Genomic DNA, 21,438 nt, shown 5'->3' with positions numbered 1-21,438 from the left:
AATATGGCGAGGTTAAGCAAAAAGTGTGTTGCATGTTTTAAAATGAATAAAAAATCATATAGTGAGATTTCGATTAAAAAATAAATTTCATCTTTAGTCTAACTCGCTTATAGACCACTGAAAAGTAGCTCCGAAATTAAAATATTATGGTTAATTTATAAAAAATAAGGACATAGCTGAAAGAGGTGGTAAGTTGATGTTGCTAAATCTCACGCCATATCTGTGAATGATTCTTATTTAATGATTTTTTTAGAAAAAAGCCAAATGTGATCGTTTGTATTTTGATATATGACGATTTATAATTCGGTGTCGTTTATTAAGTTTAGGCATTTGCTTGCCTGACAATGCCAGCTTTCCTTCGAATTAATTCCAACAAACTCCGGCTGGAGTTTTTACCTACAGGATGCCCGCTGTGAAAAGCAACAGACCTGTCAATTTGTCCATGGGTCAGGTGTTAGCGGTAAACTTACGCTCACCCGTGGCTATTGCATCAATCTTACACCGTCTCTCTGGTGTGATCGTATTCTTATTAATTCCCGTTCTATTATGGATCCTAGATAAATCTTTATCTTCACCAGAAGGATTTGAATACGTTAAAAATGTCGTTTTCGGAAACTTTTTCGTACGTTTCATCGTATGGGTATTTGTAGCGGGTTTGATTTTCCACTTTATTAATGGGATCAAACATTTACTTGCTGACCTTGGTTTTGCTGAAGAACTACAAAGCGGTCGTACTGCTGCTACAATTTCATTGATCTTGTCTGTGATTGGTATTCTCGCAGCATTCGTATGGATTATGTTCTAATGAAAAGTGCTACAGGTTTAACAGGTTCAGGTTCTCGCGATTGGTTTATCCAGCGTGTGAGTGCAGTCGTGTTAGCGGTTTATACCGTGGTGATTTTGGGCTGGATTTTACTTCATAGTGGTTTTAACTATGAACAGTGGTCTGGCTTTATGATGACCTTGCCAATGAAGATTTTATCTTTACTTGCAATTTTATCATTGGCTGCACATGCGTGGATTGGGATGTGGCAAGTATTTACTGACTATGTAACTACTCGTCAAATGGGTCCTTCAGCTTCAGGTTTACGTCTGGTACTTACATCAGCTGTGATTATTGCAGTGTTTGTATTTGTGATCTGGGGAATCCAGATTTTCTGGGCGAATTGATAGGAAGACATCATGGGCGCGATTACCCCTAAAGAAGATTATTCAAATATCCAAAACCTCACGTTCGATGCTGTCATCGTAGGTGGTGGTGGTTCAGGTATGCGTGCAGCTTATCAGCTTGCTCAAGCTGGTTTAAAAGTTGCCGTATTGACCAAAGTATTCCCGACACGTTCGCATACCGTTGCTGCTCAGGGCGGTATTGGCGCATCGTTAGGTAATATGCAAGAAGATAACTGGCATTTCCACTTTTATGACACCGTAAAAGGTTCTGACTGGTTAGGCGACCAAGACGCGATTGAATTTATGACGCGTGAAGCACCAAAAGTGGTTTATGAACTTGAACACTTGGGTATGCCTTTTGACCGTAATGCCGATGGTACAATTTACCAACGTCCGTTTGGTGGTCACTCTGCAAACTATGGTGACAAGCCAGTTCCACGTGCTTGTGCTGCTGCTGACCGTACAGGTCATGCGCTGTTACATACGCTTTATCAAAGCAACGTCAAAATGGGCACTCAATTCTTCGTAGAATGGATCGCTTTAGATCTTATTCGTAATGAAGAAGGTGATGTACTTGGTGTAACTGCTTATGATCAGGAAACTGGTAATGTTGCAGTATTCCAAGCCAAAGCAACTCTGTTTGCTACAGGTGGTGCTGGTCGTGTTTATCGTGCATCAACCAATGCTTACATCAACACAGGTGATGGCTTGGGTATGGCGGCACGTGCAGGTATTCCATTGCAAGATATGGAATTCTGGCAGTTCCACCCAACAGGTGTGGCAGGTGCAGGCGTACTGTTAACTGAAGGTTGTCGTGGTGAAGGTGCAATCCTTCGTAACAAAGACGGCGAACCGTTCATGGAACGCTATGCTCCGACCCTGAAAGATTTGGCTCCACGTGACTTCGTTTCACGCTCTATGGACCAGGAAATTAAAGAAGGTCGTGGTTGTGGCCCTAAAGCAGATTATATCTTACTCGATATGACTCACTTGGGTGTGGAAACTATCATGAAGCGTTTACCATCTGTATTTGAGATTGGTAAAAAATTCGCGAATGTGGACATCACCAAAGAGCCAATTCCAGTTGTACCTACGATCCATTATCAAATGGGTGGTATCCCGACCAATATTCATGGTCAGGTTGTGGTTCCAGTTGCAACAGAAAATCTGCATTTGGAAACCAACTATAACAACGACACTAAAGAATATACTTTTGAGACTAACTGTCCTGATTTCGTAAAACCTGTTAAGGGCTTTTATGCAATTGGTGAATGTTCTTGTGTATCAGTTCATGGTGCTAACCGTTTAGGTACCAACTCATTGCTTGACCTTGTGGTATTTGGTAAAGCTGCGGGTGAACATATCATTGACTATGTGACTAAACATCACGGTGATGATTACTCACCACTTCCTACCAATGTGCTGGAAAATACGCTGAAACGTATCCGTCATTTAGATGACTCAACTTCTGGTGAAAATGCACAAGAAGTTGCCGATGAGATTCGTGAAATTGTTCAAAACCATGCAGCAGTATTCCGTACTCAAGAGTTACTGGATGAAGGTGTAAAACAAATTCTTGCGATTGCTCCACGTGTTCGCAATATTCATCTCAAAGACAAATCTAAAGTATTTAACACTGCTCGTGTTGAAGCTTTGGAAGTTGAAAACTTGTATGAAGTTGCGAAAGCGACTTTGATTTCGGCTGCTGCACGTAAAGAGTGTCGTGGTGCGCATACAGTTGTAGACTATGAGTTACCACCTGATCATCCAAACTACCCATATGGTCGTCGTGATGATGAGTGGATGAAGCATACACTTTGGTATTCGGCAGATAACCGTCTTGAGTATAAACCAGTGCGCTATAGCCCGCTGACTGTTGACGCGATTCCACCTGCACCACGTACATTCTAATCAGGAGAATAAAAGATGAGTAGAGGTACTCGTACATTCGAAATCTACCGCTATGATCCTGATAAGGATAAAGCGCCGTACATGCAAACTTATAAGCTTGAGCTGACTGACAAGCATCGTATGTTGCTTGATGCCTTGCTTGCGCTCAAAGTGCAGGATGAAACACTAACTTTCCGTCGTTCTTGTCGTGAAGGGATTTGTGGTTCTGATGGTGTCAATATCAATGGTAAGAATGGTTTGGCATGTTTGTGGAACTTGAACGATTTGCCAGAAAAAATCGTGATTCGTCCATTACCAGGTTTGCCTGTGATTAAAGATTTGGTGGTTGATATGAACCAATTCTATGATCAATATGACAAAATTCAGCCGTTCTTGATTAATAATCAGCCTGCGCCACCCAAAGAGCGTTTACAGTCTCCTGAAGAGCGTGAACATTTGGATGGTTTGTATGAATGTATTCTTTGTGCATGTTGTTCAACATCATGTCCATCGTTCTGGTGGAACCCGGATAAATTCTTGGGGCCATCTGCATTGCTAAATGCTTACCGTTTCATTATCGACTCGCGTGACACAGCAACTCAAGATCGTTTGGCTCGTCTTGACGATCCGTTCAGTTTGTTCCGTTGTAAAGGGATTATGAACTGTGTATCTGTTTGTCCTAAAGGGTTGAACCCAACCAAGGCGATTGGTCACATCCGTAATATGTTGCTTGATCAAGCGGGTTAATTCGTTTGATGCGGCAGAAAAAGCGTACATGCATCATGTGCGCTTTTTTTTATTTAGAAAGTTTCATTGCTGTTGTAAGTTTGGAATCTTAATCGACATTTGCTGCTGTTCTTTTTTTCTTGAAAATAGTACGTATCATGCCTATGTAAACAGGGGTGATTAAGGCCATAAATGCTGAGGCAAAGTAGGTTGTTTTCAGTGCATCGATGGGGATTGGTTAAAATATTAACAGCCAAGATTTATTTTATAAAAAATGAATCGACTTTAGTCTAAAGGGTTGTATTTTTGAATAGAAGGCACCATATATTAGTTGAGAAATTGGCCTGTGTATTTCGCTGATTTATAGATGGTATGTGTCAAAAAAATCAATTGAATGTTGAGAACATGATACGATTTGACACAAATCTTTATATGAAAAAAGAGCATAATAATAGCAGTGCTCTTGCAGGCACGATCTGAGTATTGTGCTTAATTTTTATGTAAAAAAGTCATTTTAGAAAAGCTAAATCATGATTTATTTTTTCCAAGATGATTTGCAAAAATTGCTCGGCTTTGTCGAGTATAAACTTGAGTGATGATGCCAAAAAGGGCGTTATGATTCATTGATTACATTGGGTTAAATCTAATGTAGTAATAACGTACCGACTGGACAAAGTGCCAATTGGGTGTTTAATGCCATTTTACAATTTTGGTGTTATCAATCATGGGTGTGCTTAAAAGGCAACCCGTAATGTTTTTGCAATAGGAAATGGGTCCACAAATGCAAGAAGTTGCTGACGCATTGCGTCTTGACACTGAACTTTCCGCTGATAGTGCAGCGTATATTGAAGAGCTTTACGAGCAGTACCTATCCTCCCCAACCTCCGTCGATGAGGATTGGCGCCAGTATTTCGATAAATTCCCTAAAGGTGACCAACCTCATGGTTCAGTGCGTGAGCAGTTCCTTTTACTTGGTCGTAATTCTAGTCGCGTTCAACCAGTGGTTCAAAGTACAGTAAGTACTGAACATGAACGTCGTCAAATTGGTGTGTTACAACTGATTGCTGCGTATCGTAACCGTGGTCACCAAAAAGCTAAACTAGATCCACTTGGTCTTGCAAAACGCGAAGACGTACCAGACCTTGACTTGGCTGCCCATGGTTTAACCAAATCTGATCTTGATACCGTGTTTAATACGGGTAACTTGGCGATTGGTAAGACAGAAGCCACGCTTGGTGAAATGGTTAATGCCATGGAAGCTGCTTACTGTGGTTCTATTGGTGCAGAATATATGCACATTGTGGATACCAAAGAAAAGCGCTGGATTCAACAACGCCTTGAAGGGGCGCGTGGTCAGTTTAATTTTAACAAAGACCAGAAAAAAGGCTTTTTAGAACGCTTAACTGCTGCGGAAGGTCTGGAAAAATACCTCGGCAATAAATACGTGGGTGCAAAACGTTTTGGTTTGGAAGGTGGTGAATCTTTCATTCCTATGATGAACGAAATCATCCAGCGTGCAGGTTCAGTCAGTTGTAAAGAAGTTGTGATTGGTATGCCACACCGTGGTCGTCTCAATCTACTGGTGAATATCTTGGGTAAAAACCCAGCTGAACTTTTCGGTGAGTTTGAAGGTAAAGCGCTGCATAAAAAAGGCTCGGGTGACGTGAAGTATCACCAAGGTTTTTCATCAAATGTCATGACACCAGGTGGTGAAGTGCATTTGGCTTTGGCATTTAACCCGTCTCATTTGGAAATTGTTGGACCTGTGGTTGAAGGTTCGGTTCGCGCACGTCAAGTTCGTCGCCGTGACATCGGTGGTGATGATGTACTTCCGATCATTGTTCATGGTGATGCTGCCTTTGCAGGTCAGGGTGTGAATCAGGAAACTTTCCAGATGTCACAAACCCGTGGTTATACAGTGGGTGGTACAGTTCATATCATCATCAATAACCAAGTCGGTTTCACCACTTCTGATCCACGTGATGCACGTTCTACTGAATACTGTACCGATGTGGCGAAAATGGTTCAATCTCCAATTTTTCATGTCAATGGGGATGATCCTGAAGCAGTTGCATTTATTGCACAGCTGGCACATGACTTCCGTCATACTTTCCGTAAAGATGTCGTGATTGATCTATTCTGTTATCGTCGTCGTGGTCACAACGAAGCAGATGAGCCATCTGCAACTCAGCCATTGATGTATCAAGTCATTAATAAGAAAGCAACAACACGTACTTTGTATGCAGATCAGTTAGTTCAGGAAAAAATTCTTGATCGTGCTGAAGCAGACAAAATGGTTGAAGATTATCGTTCAGATCTTGAAGCAGGTAATCATGTTGCCAATGCATTGGTACTCGAGCCGAACACTAAAATGTTTGTGGACTGGAAACCTTACTTAGGTCATGACTATACCGATGTTTGGGATACCACATTCGATATCAATCGCTTGAAAGAATTAGGCGAAGGCATGCGTAAATTGCCTGAAGGCTTTGTGATGCAACGTCAAGTGTCTAAAGTGATTGATGACCGTCTGAAAATGCAAACAGGTGAGATGCCACTGAACTGGGGTGCTGCTGAAACTTTAGCTTATGCAACGCTGGTAGATGAAGGCTATCTGGTTCGTATTACAGGTGAAGACGTTGGTCGTGGTACGTTCTCGCATCGTCATGCCAAATTACATAATCAGGCAGATGGTTCGACATATATTCCATTATGTCATGTCAAAGAAAATCAGCCACGTTTTGCCATTTATGATTCGCTTCTTTCAGAAGAAGCAGTTCTTGCATTTGAATATGGTTATGCAACCACAATTCCACATGGTTTGATCATCTGGGAAGCGCAATTTGGTGACTTTGCTAACTGTGCGCAGGTCGTGATTGACCAGTTTATCGCATCTGGTGAAACCAAATGGGAACGTGTGTGTGGTTTAACCATGCTACTTCCACATGGTTATGAAGGTCAGGGTCCTGAACATTCTTCTGCACGTTTAGAGCGTTTCTTGCAGTTATGTGCTGAAGAAAATATGCAGGTATTAACCCCTACAACACCAGCACAAATTTTCCATGCATTACGTCGTCAGGCTGTTCGTCCAATTCGTAAGCCAATGATCGTCATGTCACCAAAATCATTACTTCGTCATAAATTGGCAACTTCAACTTTAGATGAGCTCGCCACTGGGACATTCCAGACTGTGATTGATGAAGTCGATCAAGTGAATAAATCTGACGTTACCCGCATCGTGTTATGTGGTGGTAAAGTTTATTATGACTTGCTTGAAAAACGTCGTGAAGCAGAATTGAACAATGTTGCAATTGTACGTATTGAACAATTGTATCCATATCCAGAACAACGTTTGGCGGAAATTCTGGCAGCATATCCAAACGTGAAAGAGTTGGTTTGGTGTCAAGAAGAGCCGAAGAACCAAGGCGCATGGTTATTCATCGCACCTCGTTTATATGATGATGTATTAAAATCTGGTAAACAAATCCGTATTAGCTACGCAGGTCGTGAAGCTTCTGCTGCACCGGCTTGTGGTTCAGCTTACTTGCATGCAAAACAACAGGCTCAGCTCATCAATGATGCACTTGCAATTCAGGCTGACCAATCAGGAGAGACTAAATAATGGCAACCGAAATCAAAGCACCGGTATTCCCAGAGTCAGTTGCGGACGGGACAATTGCGACATGGCATAAAAAAGTAGGGGAAGCGGTATCACGTGACGAAGTGATCTGTGATATTGAAACTGACAAAGTTGTCTTAGAAGTTGTTGCTCCTGCCGATGGTCAAATTACTTCGATTGTTAAAAATGAAGGCGACACGGTTCTTTCTGATGAAGTGATTGCACAGTTTGAAGAAGGTGCAGTTTCAGGTGCATCATCGACTCAAGCAGTTCAAAGCGAAGAGAAAGTAGAACAAGCTGCGGCTAAAACTGAAGCAGGTGCGGCGCCAGTGGTTGAGCGTTCACAACCTGTTGCAGATCAAGCTCCAGCAGTTCGTAAGGCATTGACTGAATCAGGTGTAAATCCTGCTGATGTACAAGGTACAGGTCGTGGCGGTCGTATCACCAAGGAAGATGTAGCTAATCATCAAACTAAACCTGCTGCACAACCATTAAGTGTTGCGGTTGGTGAGCGTATTGAAAAACGTGTTCCAATGACGCGTCTTCGTAAGCGTGTGGCTGAGCGTTTATTGTCTGCAACTCAAGAAACTGCAATGTTAACAACGTTTAACGAAGTGAACATGAAACCAGTGATGGAGATGCGTAAGCAATATAAAGACGCATTTGAAAAACGTCATGGTGCGCGTCTTGGCTTTATGTCATTCTTCGTAAAAGCAGCAACTGAAGCGCTTAAACGCTATCCAGCAGTCAATGCATCAATTGACGGTGATGATATTATTTATCATGGTTACTACGATATCGGTGTTGCGGTTTCTTCTGATCGTGGTCTTGTAGTGCCAGTGTTACGTGATACTGACCGTATGAACTATGCAGAAGTTGAAAATGGCATTGGTGCTTTTGCTGCAAAAGCACGTGATGGCAAACTGTCGATTGAAGATATGACAGGTGGTACGTTCACGATTACCAATGGTGGTACTTTCGGTTCATTACTGTCTACGCCAATTATCAACCCGCCACAAACTGCAATTTTGGGTATGCACAAGATCCAAGAACGTCCAATGGCAGTCAATGGTCAAGTTCAAATCCTGCCAATGATGTATCTTGCTTTGTCTTATGACCACCGTTTAATCGATGGTAAAGAAGCAGTTGGTTTCTTGGTAACGATCAAAGAATTGTTGGAAGAACCAGCAAAACTTATTCTTGACCTTTAATTTCTTGCGAATCATAAAACTCAGATAGAGTGATCCTCTATCTGGGACTTGGAGATAACAATGTCTCAACAGTTTGATCTTGTTGTAATTGGTGGTGGCCCGGGTGGCTATGAAGCAGCAATTCGTGCTGCGCAACTTGGTTTTAAAGTTGCTTGTATTGAAAAACGTATTCATAAAGGTAAGCCTTCTTTGGGCGGTACTTGCTTAAACGTAGGTTGTATTCCGTCTAAAGCATTACTTGATTCTTCTCATCATTATGAAGATACATTGCATCATTTGGGTGATCACGGGATCACCACAGGTGAAGTGAATATCGACATCGCGAAAATGCTAACTCGTAAAGACAAAGTTGTTGATAACTTGACGGGTGGTGTTGCTCAATTACTCAAAGGTAATGGCATCGAGTGGTTACAAGGTTCTGGTAAATTACTTGCAGGTAAAAAAGTAGAGTTCACACCATTTGAAGGTGAAGCTCAAATTTTAGAACCAAAATATGTCATTCTTGCATCTGGTTCTGTGCCTGTGAATATTCCAGTGGCACTTGTTGATGAAGACTTGATTGTTGACTCAACGGGCGCGCTTGAATTTGCAGAAGTTCCTAAACGTCTGGGTGTGATTGGTGCAGGTGTTATTGGTCTTGAGCTAGGTTCAGTGTGGCGTCGTTTAGGTTCAGAAGTTGTCGTGTTTGAAGCACTGGATAGTTTCTTGCCAATGGCCGACAAAGCGCTGTCTAAAGAATTCCAAAAAATCCTGACTAAACAAGGTCTGGACATTCGCATTGGTGCCAAAGTGTCTGGTACTGAAGTGAATGGTCGTGAAGTGACTGTTAAATACTCACAAGGTGGCGAAGACAAACAACAAGCGTTTGATAAATTAATCGTTTGTGTGGGTCGTAAGCCATATGCTGAAGGTTTATTGGCAGAAGATTCTGGCATTAAACTGACTGATCGTGGTTTTGTTGAAGTGAATGATCAATGCTTAACATCTGTTGAAGGTGTTTATGCGATTGGTGACTTGGTTCGCGGTCCAATGCTTGCGCATAAAGCAATGGAAGAAGGCGTCATGGCTGTGGAGCGTATTCATGGTCATGCAGCACAAGTGAACTATGACACGATTATTAGCGTAATCTACACGCATCCAGAAGCCGCTTGGGTTGGTTTAACTGAAGAAGCCGCTAAAGAAAAAGGCCATGAAGTTAAAACAGGTCAGTTCCCATTTGCAGTCAATGGTCGTGCTTTAGCAGCTGGCGAAGCTTCTGGTTTTGTCAAGTTTGTTGCTGATGCAAAAACAGATCGTTTACTGGGTATGCATGTTATTGGCCCAAGTGCTTCTGATATTGTTCACCAAGGGATGATTGCACTTGAGTTTGTATCTTCTGTTGAAGATCTTCAGTTAATGACTTTTGGTCATCCAACATATTCTGAAGTGGTGCATGAAGCTGCACTTGCAGTCGATGGGCGTGCCATTCACGCGATTCAACGTAAACGTAAGTAATTTTTAAAAGAGCGGTTAGTCCGCTCTTTTCGCATTATTCACAGTCATGATCGCTGTGAATAAGAAGAAAAAGAACATAACAATCAATATTACTGTGAAGGATGTTTAATTATTGGTTGTTATTAATAAGGGCAGAAGTAAAATAGGTAAATAAATGAACTTACATGAGTATCAAGCAAAAGCGTTATTGAAAAAATACGGAGTACCAGTCCAGGAAGGGATTCTTGCAACGAACGCTGCGGAAGCAGTTGCGGCATTTGAACAGCTTGGTGGTAAATTTGCCGTCATTAAAGCGCAAGTGCATGCTGGTGGTCGTGGCAAAGCTGGCGGCGTAAAAGTCGTTAAGTCCAAAGAAGAAGCGGCTGATGTTGCAAATGAATTGATTGGTAAGAACCTTGTTACTTATCAAACCGATGCAAATGGTCAGCCTGTAAACAGCGTGTTGGTTTGTGAAGATGTCTACCCTGTTGAGCGTGAGTTATATTTGGGTGCGGTTGTCGACCGTTCTACCCGTCGTGTAACGTTTATGTCTTCAACTGAAGGTGGTGTAGAAATTGAGAAAGTTGCTGAAGAAACGCCAGAAAAAATCATTAAAACAACGGTTGATCCTCTTGTTGGATTACAACCATTTCAAGCGCGTGAAGTTGCGTTTGCCTTAGGTCTAAAAGATAAACAAGTTAATCAATTTGTAAAATTAATGACAGGTGCTTATCAAGCATTTGTTGAAAATGATTTTGCATTATTTGAAATCAATCCACTTTCTGTGCGTGAAAATGGTGATATTTTGGCGGTTGATGCCAAAATTGGCATTGATTCAAATGCATTATATCGTCTGCCTGAAATCGCGGCATCTCGTGATAAGTCACAAGAAAATGAGCGTGAACTCAAAGCTTCTGAGTTTGAGCTTAACTATGTTGCGCTTGAAGGTAATATTGGTTGTATGGTAAATGGTGCTGGTCTTGCGATGGCAACTATGGACATCATCAAATTATATGGTGGTCAACCTGCAAACTTCCTAGATGTAGGTGGTGGTGCAACCAAAGAACGCGTAATCGAAGCATTTAAATTGATTCTTGCGGATACTTCTGTGCAAGGTGTTTTAATTAACATCTTCGGTGGTATTGTACGTTGTGACATGATTGCTGAAGCAATTATTGCAGCCGTTCAAGAGGTCAATGTAACAGTTCCAGTGGTTGTTCGTTTAGAAGGGAACAATGCTGAACTCGGTGCAAAAATCCTTGATGAATCTGGTTTGAAATTAACTTCTGCTAACGGTTTATCTGATGCGGCAGAAAAAATTGTTGCTGCGGTAAAAGGTTAAGGGAGTATCAATCATGAGCGTATTAATTAATAAAGACACTAAAGTATTGGTACAAGGTTTTACAGGTAAAAACGGTACTTTCCACTCAGCTCAGGCGCTTGAGTACGGCACAAAAGTGGTCGGTGGTGTAACTCCGGGTAAAGGTGGTACAACTCATCTTGATCTCCCTGTTTTTAATACCATGAAAGATGCAGTACGTGAAACAGGCGCAGATGCTTCGGTGATTTATGTGCCAGCACCTTTCGTTTTAGATTCGATTGTTGAAGCAGTTGATTCTGGTGTTGGTCTGATTGTAGTGATCACTGAAGGTGTTCCAACTCTAGATATGTTAAAAGCGAAACGTTACCTTGAAACCAATGGTAATGGCACGCGTTTAGTTGGTCCTAACTGTCCAGGTGTGATTACACCGGGCGAATGTAAAATCGGGATTATGCCTGGTCATATTCATCAGCCAGGTCGTATCGGCATCATCTCGCGTTCTGGTACATTGACCTATGAAGCTGTTGCTCAAACCACGAAGCTTGGCTTAGGTCAGTCGACCTGTATCGGTATTGGGGGTGATCCAATTCCAGGGATGAACCAGATTGATGCACTTAAATTGTTCCAAGACGATCCAGATACTGATGCAATCATCATGATTGGTGAGATTGGTGGTACAGCCGAAGAAGAAGCTGCTGAATATATCCAGTCAAATGTAACCAAGCCTGTTGTTGGCTATATCGCAGGTGTAACCGCGCCTAAAGGTAAGCGTATGGGTCATGCTGGTGCAATTATTTCTGGTGGTAAAGGTACTGCTGAAGAGAAATTTGCAGCATTTGAAAAAGCAGGCATGGCGTATACTCGTAGTCCTGCTGAACTTGGTTCGACTATGTTACAAGTGTTGAAAGAGAAAGGTTTAGCTTAAGCTTAGCTTAAATTTTAAATACCCAAAAACCTCCTGAGTCATCAGGAGGTTTTTTTATTGTTAAGTTAATCTAAAATTAAAATAAGATTATCGGGGTGGTTAACATAAAAGAACATAAATAACGAGGTAAAAAACCACAATAACTCCTAAAAAAACATATTATGTGACGAATTTCACATATTTTTGTTTAGTAGGTTTAAAAGCTGTTCTCATGAGAAAAAAAATAAGTTTCCGTTATATCGGGATCATAAGTTTATATTCAATAACCACGATCAGTTTTGCCGTAACGCCTCAGGATCAACAACGCGAAGCGATTATTGCCGAAATTAAACAAGGCAAACTTGAGACGGGTATTGCAAAGTTAGAAAGCTTAAGAGCACGTTATCCTAATGATCAAAGGATTCTGGCAGATGACATCATTGTCCTTTATCAAAATAATGCTTTTGGGTTAGAACAGATCAGCTTAGTTAAAAATTTGAATTTACAAACTTATCCTGAGTATGGTCAGTTAGTCTTGATCAAAGCTTTACGTGATTTAAAGCAACTTGATCTTGCACAATATTATGCACAACAATTTAATCAACGGCATTTTTCTAATGACATACAGCTGCTATTGGGAATTATCCAAGCTGAATCGAAAAAAAATGCGCAAGCACAGGCTAGTTTAAAATCGATCGATTCGAAGTATTTGAGTGCAGAACAGCTTGCTCAGTTAGCTTATGCGTATCGTTTATTGAATATGCCTGTAGAGGCGTTACAGGCAGCAAATTTAGCAATTGCAGCTCCTCAACCTAGTCGTAATATTCAAGAACAGTATATATACGCCTTAATACTAAATAGTGATTTTCGTAGTGCTGAACAATATATTCAGCAATATCAGCTTGAACAAAAAATTCCTAATATTCGTTATACGGTCAAAACACAAGAGTTTTCCCAGAAAATTAAAAACGCAATTCAATATTATAAGGTGAAGAATTATCAGGGCGAGGTCACTGAGTCATATCTTATATTGGATCAGGTACTTGCTCAAATGCAAGCTTATGAATCAGAGTTACCTAATGATCCGACATTGCGGCGTTTATTTTATTACGATTATATTTATGCGCTTAATTTTCGTGATCGCTACCACGAAGCTATTCAAACCCTCAGCAAGCTGGATCAACCCTATGAGCAGATGCCACCTTATGTGCGTCAGGCGGCTGCCGATTCATTTTTAAAAGTCAGGCAGCCTGCGCAGGCAGAGTATCTATATAAAAGTTTATTAAAAGAAAAAAATTATCCTGATTATAGTGTCTATTCAGGTTTGTATTATGCACTGATTGAGCAGGAAAAATTTGATGAAGCCAATAAGCTAATACAGGAGATGGATCATCTTTTGCCTACATTTCGTTATAGTGCAGCAAAAGGGGTGGATAAAACTACCCACGAAGATCGTGCTGAGTATTTAGCTCTAAAAGGTTTAAATTATGCCTATCGAAATGAACAAGCCAAAGCAGAGCGCTATTTTCAAGATTTAGTCGCAAAGGCACCCAATAATATCGGTTATCAAAATAATTTAGCAACGGTGCAGCGTTGGCGTGAAAAACCACTGACCTCATCTGCGACTTTGTCTCAATTTAATGGGATAGAGCCTGTTTCCATCAGCACTTTGGTTAATCAAATGCAAAATAGTCAGGCGCTCAGCCGTGTAGCTGACTGGCGTGAACAAAATCAATTATTAACTCTGACTGCGCCAGACGATACTGGCGTACAACAAAGTAAAAAGGAACTCGAAGATCGTAATCATGCTTCAATTCAACATCAAAGTACATTTTCCAGAAGCCGTGCTGATCAACCAGAAGTTCTACAAAATTTAACGGGTTCGTCTGAGAGAGAACATCAAACACGGATCAATTCGCCGTGGTTTGCCGATGATTATCGTGCCTATGTTGATCTTGTACAGCGTAAAGCAGAATTTAAAGGCGAAGACTTAACAGATGAACGCTATGGTGTGGGGTTGGAGTGGGCAAATAATCGACGCTGGGCAAATCTACAATTAAGCCAGCGTTCACATTCCAATGATGTCGGGATTCAACTCGACTGGTCACAATGGTTGAATGATCATTGGCAATATGTTTTGGGTTTTGACAGTCAAGCAGATATTCCGCTACAGGCGCTTAAACAAGGCGATGATGGTAAAGCTTATAAAGCTCAGTTGCTCTGGCAAGCCAATGAATCTAGAAAGGCGGGTCTGGCTTATCAATTTACCGATATTGACGATGGCAATCATCGACATGAAATTGTGGGCTATTTTAGTCAGCAAATTTATCAAGCACCACATCATATCACCCGAATGACGTTGAGAAATGAATACGATAAAAATTCAGATGTTCAGGTGAATTATTTTAATCCACGTTATAGCAATAGTGCAGAAGTGATTTTAACTCATGACTGGATGACTTGGCGCAATTACGAACGTCATTTTAGCCAGCATTTTGAAGTGGGTACTGGCGCATTTTCACAAGCGGATTATTCAACCAAAGCTTTATTTAATGTTTTATATCGACACGATTGGCAATTATCCAGAACGTGGTCGATGAATTATGGCATCGGTTGGTCAAATCATCCTTACGATGAAGAAAATGAACATAAAACATATGCCCAATTCGGTTTTGAAGGACGATTCTGATGCTCAAAAAATTAAAAATAATGATGGTTTTGCTATTGCTGAGTCCTTCGGTGGGGCTATATGCACAAGAGATCCAAGAGGATGCCGAACTGCATACACAAGGTCAGTTTGTCACCTTGACCTTTCATGATGTGCGTGATGATGTTGCTGTGAATGGCGATCGAGATAGTTATGCAATTAGTAGTAAAAATTTAGCTCAATTTTTGGCATGGCTGAAACAATCCGACTGGACTGTAATTCGACTTGAAGATGTCTGGCAGGCACGTGAACACAACGTCGCCTTACCTGACAAAGCAGTGCTGTTGACTTTTGACGATGGTGCATTGAGTAGCTATAGCCGTGTTTATCCTCTACTTAAACAGTATCAGATTCCCGCTGTTTTTGCGATCGTGACAAGCTGGATCAATGGCAATAATCACGATGCATATGAGGCTTATGGTCAAGGCAATTTGATGAATTGGCAACAGATGCGTGAGATGGAAAACTCACATTTAGTCGAATTTGTTTCACATTCAGACAACTTACATAAAGGGATTTTGGCAAATCCACAACAGAATATGGAACCCGCTGCAATCACCCGCCAATATTTACCTGCACAACAAAGCTATGAAACGGATGAAGTGTATCATCAGAGAATATTAAATGATTTAAAAAAATCAAAGACTATTTTAGATCAAAAACTAGGCATTAATACCAAAGCAATCTTTTGGCCGTATGGCGCAGTGACTAGAGAAACCGAACAGTTGGCTAAACAAGCGGGCTTACCGATTTCCTTTAGTTTAGGAGATGTTTCGGTTCATGAAAGTTCGATACAGACGTATCAGCGTGCAATTGCGATGGGAAATCCAGTACCTGAAGAATTACATGCACAAATGCTGAGATTTCTTGAAGATATTCGACGACCTTCTAAAAATAGAAGAAGTCTCATTGCCATCGATCCAACTGATTTTGTGAATGCTGATGGTACTTTAGATGATAAAAAATTGGGTCAAATGCTAGAGCAGTTGGCAAGTTTAAAGACCAACGCGATCATCTTTAAAGTAGTTGTCGATCAGGATCAGGATGGAAAAATAGATGGTGCATTTTTTCCAACGCAGTTATTACCCTATCATCAGGATGTACTTAACCGAATGATCTGGCAAGCGAGGACAAGGATTGGGCAACAGGCTTTTGTAGAATTACCGCTTGATTTAGAAACAAAACAACAGATTCCGCTTGCGAATTTGACTGAGGACTTATTCAAGAACAATAGTTCATTGGACGGTCTGATTCTCAATGTACAAAACCATCTGGATTGTGCGTTGCAAACTCAATCTTGGAATCAACAATGCCAGCAAAATATTCAACAGATTTTCAAAATCAAAGAGCAAGTGAAAGCCAAAGCCAATGGTCTGATCAATATCAGCACCAATTTTCGTACCGTGCTTAAAGTAAAACCTGAGATTTCACAATTTAATGGATTAAAACCATTGCTTGAACAAGGTCTAATGTATAGCGATTTAATTTATGTTGAGCTTGATCCATTGCATGCCCCGAATACATTTAAGGCTTTTGTGAAAGCCAGTCAACCATTAAGCAGCCTAGAAAAGCAACGCTTAATGGTGGGCTTTGATATTTCGCCACAACAGAAAAAAGATTGGATGGTTTATAAAAAAGCCTATCAACAGCTTAAGAGCTTAGGGATACAAAAACTGGGTGTTGAAGATTATCAATTGAATCAGGGGCAGGCAATTCAGAAAAATTTATATGTTGATTTAAGCTTAAATGATTCTGCATTGAATTATAAAGATCCTTATATTCTTGATTCTAAAGCGGAGCACAAATAATGTTTGAATTGAGTCAGCTCCGTATCAGTGATGTTGTGTTTGGTTTTGCCTTTTTATATCCGTTATTTATGGCTTGGGCGTGGATTGCAGGGGGGCTATGGTTTTATTTTAAACGTGAATTTAATCAGCCAGATCATCCGAGTCCAAGTCAGGAAGGCTGTAGTATTCTTATTCCTTGTTTTAATGAGGAAAAGCAAGTTCGACAAACCATTCGATACGCCCTACAAAGTCAGTATCCAACTTTCGAAGTGATTGCGATTAATGACGGTAGTTCTGATCGCACGGGTGAAATATTAAATGAACTGGAAAAAAAGCATCCGCAATTACGTGTTGTGCATCTGGCAGAAAATCAGGGTAAGGCGCATGCTTTAAGAGCAGGCGCGATGGTGAGTCAGTATGAATATTTGGTATGTATCGATGGAGATGCTTTGCTACATCCTTATACTGTACTCTGGATGATGCATCATTTAACGACTTATCCACGGGTCGGTGCAGTGACAGGCAATCCACGAATTATTAATCGTTCTAGTGTTTTAGCTAAAATACAAGTCGGTGAGTTTTCTTCTATTATTGGGCTGATCAAACGGGCGCAGCGAACTTACGGTCGTTTATTCACGGTGTCGGGTGCCATTGTGGGATTTCGTAAAATGGCTCTGGATCGCATCGGTTATTGGCGCGACGACATGATCACTGAAGATATTGATGTTTCTTGGCGCTTACAGTTCGATCATTGGGACTTACATTATGTCCCGCAGGCACTCTGTTATATCTATATGCCTGAAACTTTTAAGGGACTATGGAAGCAACGTCTACGTTGGGCACAAGGGGGAATTGAAGTTATTTTTGCTTATGTGCCTAAAATATTCAAATGGCGACTACGCCGTATGTGGCCGATTGCGTTTGAGGCACTAATCAGCGTCGTCTGGGCATATGTGATGTTTAGTATTTTTGTATTGTATTTCTACGGTTTATTTTTTAGCTTACCCGGAGAATGGGCGATTCAGTCTCTTTGGCCACAATGGTATGGCGTAATTTTAGGATTGACCTGTTTAATCCAGTTTTTAGTAAGTTTGTTGATTGATCGTCAGTATGATCGTCGACATTTCCGCAATTATTTTTGGGTGATCTGGTATCCACTTTTTTTCTGGATACTGGCCATGCTATCGACTGTCGTTGCATTGCCTAAAACGATTTTTAAAACTCAGAAGCGAGCACGTTGGGTGAGTCCAGATCGTGGTTTTGGAGCAGAGAAAGAATATGAAAAATGATCAAATTCATTCGCATAGTCATGTCGATCAGAACCCACTGGATATTCCACAATATATTGATCGACCTGAATATGTGAAAAATAAATGGGCTGGATTTTCACTGCAAATTTTAGGGTGGAGTTTGTGGATGTGGCTGATTATGCCACTTTTTACTGTTTTTCTTTGGTGGTTTGAAGGGCAAAATATTTACAAACAGTTGTTTTTATCATTAAACAACAATGGTCGATATAGCTTGTATATGCTCGCGATCTGTATTGCGATTTTAATTCTAATTTTATTTATCTGGGCATCTTATAACTGGATACGTTTTTATAATGTTCAAAGACGTAGTGCACCAGAACCCGCAACCGAAGCTCAGATTGCACAAAGTTTTAATTTAAATGTACGGGATATTCATACGATGAAAAGTTCCAAGAATATGATTCTACATTTTGATGAACATGGAAATCTGATTAAATATGACACAGATTTATAAAATACTTAAATATTTCCAATTATAAAAAGGTATTCTGATCGCTTGAATGCCTTTTGAAACTTATTTTTTCATAGTTAACGATTGAAATTCAATCGAATAAACTTCTTTCATAACACCTTTTTTATTTCTTTCTATGGTAGGAAAATAAAGAGGTTTCAAACAAAGATGAAAGAAGTCTAATAATTAAATCAAGAGCTGCATCTTTTCAATATATAGATGTGATTCAGTTAAACTTAGCATGTTTTCATTAATTGAAAATTTAAGATAAATAAATTTCGATTAATTATTTCTATCAAAAATCTAATCTGATTAAAGTGTTTAGACCAAATAATAGAATATGTCACTTAGAATGATTGAATTAAAGAAAAATAAATCTTAGAGATCATTTATTTTTAGACTGATATGTATTTGGCAAGACTTATAAATCAGCATTTAAAAAGATAGAGGTAAGCTAAATATGCTTATAGATTTAAAACGATATAAAGGGTTACTCGTAACTGTGATGGTTCTAGGCACTATGCCTCTGACTCATGCCGAAAACTGGCAAGTCAAACTAGGAGGAAGCTTTCTCGCGCCTGCACATGATAATGGTGTCTTGGCTGGTGCCAAAGCTAATGTTAGTAATGAATTTAATGCGACGCCATCAGTTGAATATTTTTTTGGAAATTCTCCCTTTTCCGCAGAATTATTACTTGCTTTAGCACCGTTTCAGCATGATATTCAGTTAAATGGAGTGGATGCCGCTAAATTTAAACATTTACCGCCAACCCTGACTGCAAAATATCATTTTAGAAACTCCACACGTTTTACGCCTTATATTGGAGCAGGGCTTACCGTCGCGATTCCGTGGGATGAAAAATTAATCGGAAGTGATGCCAAGCTGAAAGCAGATGTCACTTATGGTTATGCGGGTCAGATTGGGTTTAATTTTCAACCAGCAGATGCTAAAAACTGGGGCGTGTTTGCTGACGTACGTTATGCACAGGTTGAAAGTGATGTCAAACTGGATGGGCAAAAGATTGGGCGACTGGATGTGAATCCTGTGGTCTACACCATCGGTTATAGTTATCGTTTTTGATATCAATTTAACTTGATGAAAATGCGAAGCTAAATCGCATTTTCATCGAGATTGATCTCTGCACGTTTTATTCTTGTTTATGTGTATTGGACTTTAAATTTTGAGTAAAACCATTCATATCACCGCCTTGTAAGCCTAACTCATTCATCAAGCTATCAATTAAAGGCGCCTGAGAACGATAACGCAGCGCACTGTTCACCACTTGATCAGACAAAGACGTTTGCATATTTTCCTGACCTTCGCCTAAATTTGCGCCAGTTGCGAAACCATTTAAACCATTCACTTGCAAAATTTTGATGTCATCAATATTTTCCATCGGTTTAACACTTTCACGAATAATTTCAGGTAAATATTTCATCAACGCAAGGCGAATTTGCATTTCGACCTGTTCAGTCGATAGAACATTGGATGCTTCATTGACCGCACGAGTACCTTCGGCATCTACTTGATATTGTTTTTCCTGAGCCTGCGCGAGTAGCATTTTGGCATCAGATTCACCTTTTGCTTTCAAGCGCAATTTTTCCGCTTCAGCCTCTGCTGCAATACGTACCGCTTCAGCATCATCAACAGCAGCTTGTTTAGAAGCTTCTGCTGCTACTGTAATAGCAATTGCATCTTTTTCAGCCGCTTGCTTTGCTGCGACTAATTCGACCGCTTTTTCACGCTCTGCACGTTGGGTTTCACGAACAGTTAATACTTCTTCTTCGGCTTTTACTGCGGCTGCGCGAGCCTGATCTGCCAGTGCCTTGGCTTCAGATTCAGCACGGGACTTTTCAGCAATGGCAATCGCGCGATCTTGTTCGGCCAATTCAATGGTTTTCTTTTGCTCAACCTGCGCTTTTTGAATCAATTGGGCTTTTAAAATATTTTCATTTTCGACATCACGAGCAGAAGCAATGCGTTTGATTTCAACTTCCCGTTCAGCCGCAATTCGTGCTTCTTCTGCTTCGCGTTTTTTTGCTGCTTCTTGAGATGCAATTTCTGCAAGTTGTTCAGCACGGCGAATCGAAATCTCGCGTTCTTGTTGCAATTTTGCATATTCTTCTTCACGCAAAATCTGCAATCGCGCCTGTTCAGTTTCAAGATTTTTGGCTTTAATTGCTAAATCTGCGTCCTGTTCAATGTCATTGCGCTTTTTACGACGGTCTTCAATGGTTTCAGTCAGTTTGGTCAAGCCTTCTGCATCGAATGCATTTTGCGGATTGAAAAACTTAAAGCTGGTCTGATCCAGTCCAGTCAAAGACACCGTTTCCAGTTCCAGACCATTTTTAAATAGATCTTCGGATACAACTTGCTGAACTTTTTGTACAAAATCCACGCGTTTCTCATGCAATTCTTCCATCGCCATTTCAGCGGCAACGGCACGTAAAGAATCAACAAATTTACCTTCCACCAGATCTTTGAGTTCCTGAGGAGACATGGTTTTTTTACCCAGCGTTTGGGCCGCTGTGGCAATGGATTCGGCAGTCGGCTTAACCCGTACATAAAACTCAGCCATGACATCGACACGCATACGATCACGCGTAATTAGTGCCTGATCAGCCGCACGTTTTACTTCAAGGCGCAAGGTGTTCATATTCACTGGAATAATTTCATGTAAAACAGGAAGTACGATTGCACCACCATTTAAAATGACTTTTTCACCCCCAAAGCCTGTACGCACAAAAGAAACTTCTTTGCTTGAACGTCGATAAAGACGGGCGATAATGATGCCAATAATCACAAGGGCAACAAGAATGATGCCAGCAAAAATGAGAATCTCAAAAAGAGCAGAATTAAACATATTAT

The 21,438-nt window shown here is 40.6% G+C and carries 15 protein-coding genes; 14 read left to right on the top strand and 1 reads right to left on the bottom strand.

What is annotated here, in order from left to right; all coding sequences use genetic code 11:
- Positions 1-403: 403 nt before the first annotated feature.
- From sdhC to F944_RS11440, 14 genes are all read left to right on the top strand, one after another.
- The gene (gene sdhC, locus F944_RS11505; RefSeq protein ID WP_010588832.1) at positions 404-805 is read left to right on the top strand and encodes a succinate dehydrogenase, cytochrome b556 subunit; all 402 of its coding nucleotides are present in this window, start codon (positions 404-406) and stop codon (positions 803-805) included.
- On the top strand, positions 805-1,170 hold the full coding sequence (sdhD, locus tag F944_RS11500; RefSeq protein WP_004990714.1) for a succinate dehydrogenase, hydrophobic membrane anchor protein: 366 nt from the start codon (positions 805-807) through the stop codon (positions 1,168-1,170). The genes sdhC and sdhD overlap by 1 nt, the downstream gene beginning before the upstream one ends.
- Before the next feature lie 12 nt (positions 1,171-1,182).
- Positions 1,183-3,081 (top strand): FAD-dependent oxidoreductase, encoded by a 1,899-nt coding sequence (locus F944_RS11495; RefSeq protein ID WP_004990709.1) that lies wholly within the window; start codon positions 1,183-1,185, stop codon positions 3,079-3,081.
- A 15-nt stretch (positions 3,082-3,096) separates the two neighbouring features.
- Positions 3,097-3,807: a succinate dehydrogenase iron-sulfur subunit gene (locus F944_RS11490; protein ID WP_004990705.1), complete on the top strand. Its 711-nt coding sequence runs from the start codon at positions 3,097-3,099 to the stop codon at positions 3,805-3,807.
- Positions 3,808-4,567: 760 nt separating this feature from the next.
- Positions 4,568-7,408 (top strand): 2-oxoglutarate dehydrogenase E1 component, encoded by a 2,841-nt coding sequence (locus F944_RS11485; protein ID WP_004990703.1) that lies wholly within the window; start codon positions 4,568-4,570, stop codon positions 7,406-7,408.
- Positions 7,408-8,616: a 2-oxoglutarate dehydrogenase complex dihydrolipoyllysine-residue succinyltransferase gene (odhB, locus tag F944_RS11480; RefSeq protein WP_004990702.1), complete on the top strand. Its 1,209-nt coding sequence runs from the start codon at positions 7,408-7,410 to the stop codon at positions 8,614-8,616. Before F944_RS11485 ends, odhB begins: the two co-directional genes overlap by 1 nt.
- 60 nt (positions 8,617-8,676) lie before the next feature.
- A complete protein-coding gene (gene lpdA / locus F944_RS11475) occupies positions 8,677-10,110 on the top strand; it encodes a dihydrolipoyl dehydrogenase (RefSeq protein WP_004990700.1) in 1,434 nt (477 codons plus the stop codon).
- A 154-nt stretch (positions 10,111-10,264) separates the two neighbouring features.
- A complete protein-coding gene (gene sucC / locus F944_RS11470) occupies positions 10,265-11,431 on the top strand; it encodes an ADP-forming succinate--CoA ligase subunit beta (protein WP_004990698.1) in 1,167 nt (388 codons plus the stop codon).
- A gap of 13 nt (positions 11,432-11,444) precedes the next feature.
- The gene (gene sucD / locus F944_RS11465) at positions 11,445-12,335 is read left to right on the top strand and encodes a succinate--CoA ligase subunit alpha (protein ID WP_004990694.1); all 891 of its coding nucleotides are present in this window, start codon (positions 11,445-11,447) and stop codon (positions 12,333-12,335) included.
- A 211-nt stretch (positions 12,336-12,546) separates the two neighbouring features.
- A complete protein-coding gene (gene pgaA / locus F944_RS11460; RefSeq protein WP_004990691.1) occupies positions 12,547-15,003 on the top strand; it encodes a poly-beta-1,6 N-acetyl-D-glucosamine export porin PgaA in 2,457 nt (818 codons plus the stop codon).
- Positions 15,003-16,829 carry a poly-beta-1,6-N-acetyl-D-glucosamine N-deacetylase PgaB gene (gene pgaB, locus F944_RS11455; RefSeq protein ID WP_004990688.1) on the top strand — a complete coding sequence of 609 codons (1,827 nt, stop codon included), beginning with the start codon at positions 15,003-15,005 and terminating at the stop codon, positions 16,827-16,829. Before pgaA ends, pgaB begins: the two co-directional genes overlap by 1 nt.
- Positions 16,829-18,097, top strand: coding sequence for a poly-beta-1,6-N-acetyl-D-glucosamine synthase (gene pgaC, locus F944_RS11450; protein WP_004990685.1), 1,269 nt, complete (start codon positions 16,829-16,831; stop codon positions 18,095-18,097). Before pgaB ends, pgaC begins: the two co-directional genes overlap by 1 nt.
- Complete coding sequence (pgaD, locus tag F944_RS11445) at positions 18,087-18,572, top strand: poly-beta-1,6-N-acetyl-D-glucosamine biosynthesis protein PgaD (protein ID WP_004990683.1); 486 nt, start codon at positions 18,087-18,089, stop codon at positions 18,570-18,572. Before pgaC ends, pgaD begins: the two co-directional genes overlap by 11 nt.
- 457 nt (positions 18,573-19,029) lie before the next feature.
- Positions 19,030-19,650 (top strand): OmpW/AlkL family protein, encoded by a 621-nt coding sequence (locus tag F944_RS11440; protein ID WP_004990681.1) that lies wholly within the window; start codon positions 19,030-19,032, stop codon positions 19,648-19,650.
- Between the two features lie 67 nt (positions 19,651-19,717).
- On the opposite strand, the gene F944_RS11435 is transcribed toward F944_RS11440, so the two are convergent.
- A complete protein-coding gene (locus F944_RS11435; RefSeq protein WP_004990679.1) occupies positions 19,718-21,433 on the bottom strand; it encodes a flotillin family protein in 1,716 nt (571 codons plus the stop codon).
- Positions 21,434-21,438 lie beyond the last annotated feature (5 nt).

Origin of the sequence: Acinetobacter ursingii DSM 16037 = CIP 107286, from assembly GCF_000368825.1 — a bacterium.
Classification (GTDB): Bacteria; Pseudomonadota; Gammaproteobacteria; order Pseudomonadales; family Moraxellaceae; genus Acinetobacter; species Acinetobacter ursingii.
Note: the sequence above shows the minus strand (reverse complement) of the source record. Positions and strands in the feature narration are given on the sequence as shown.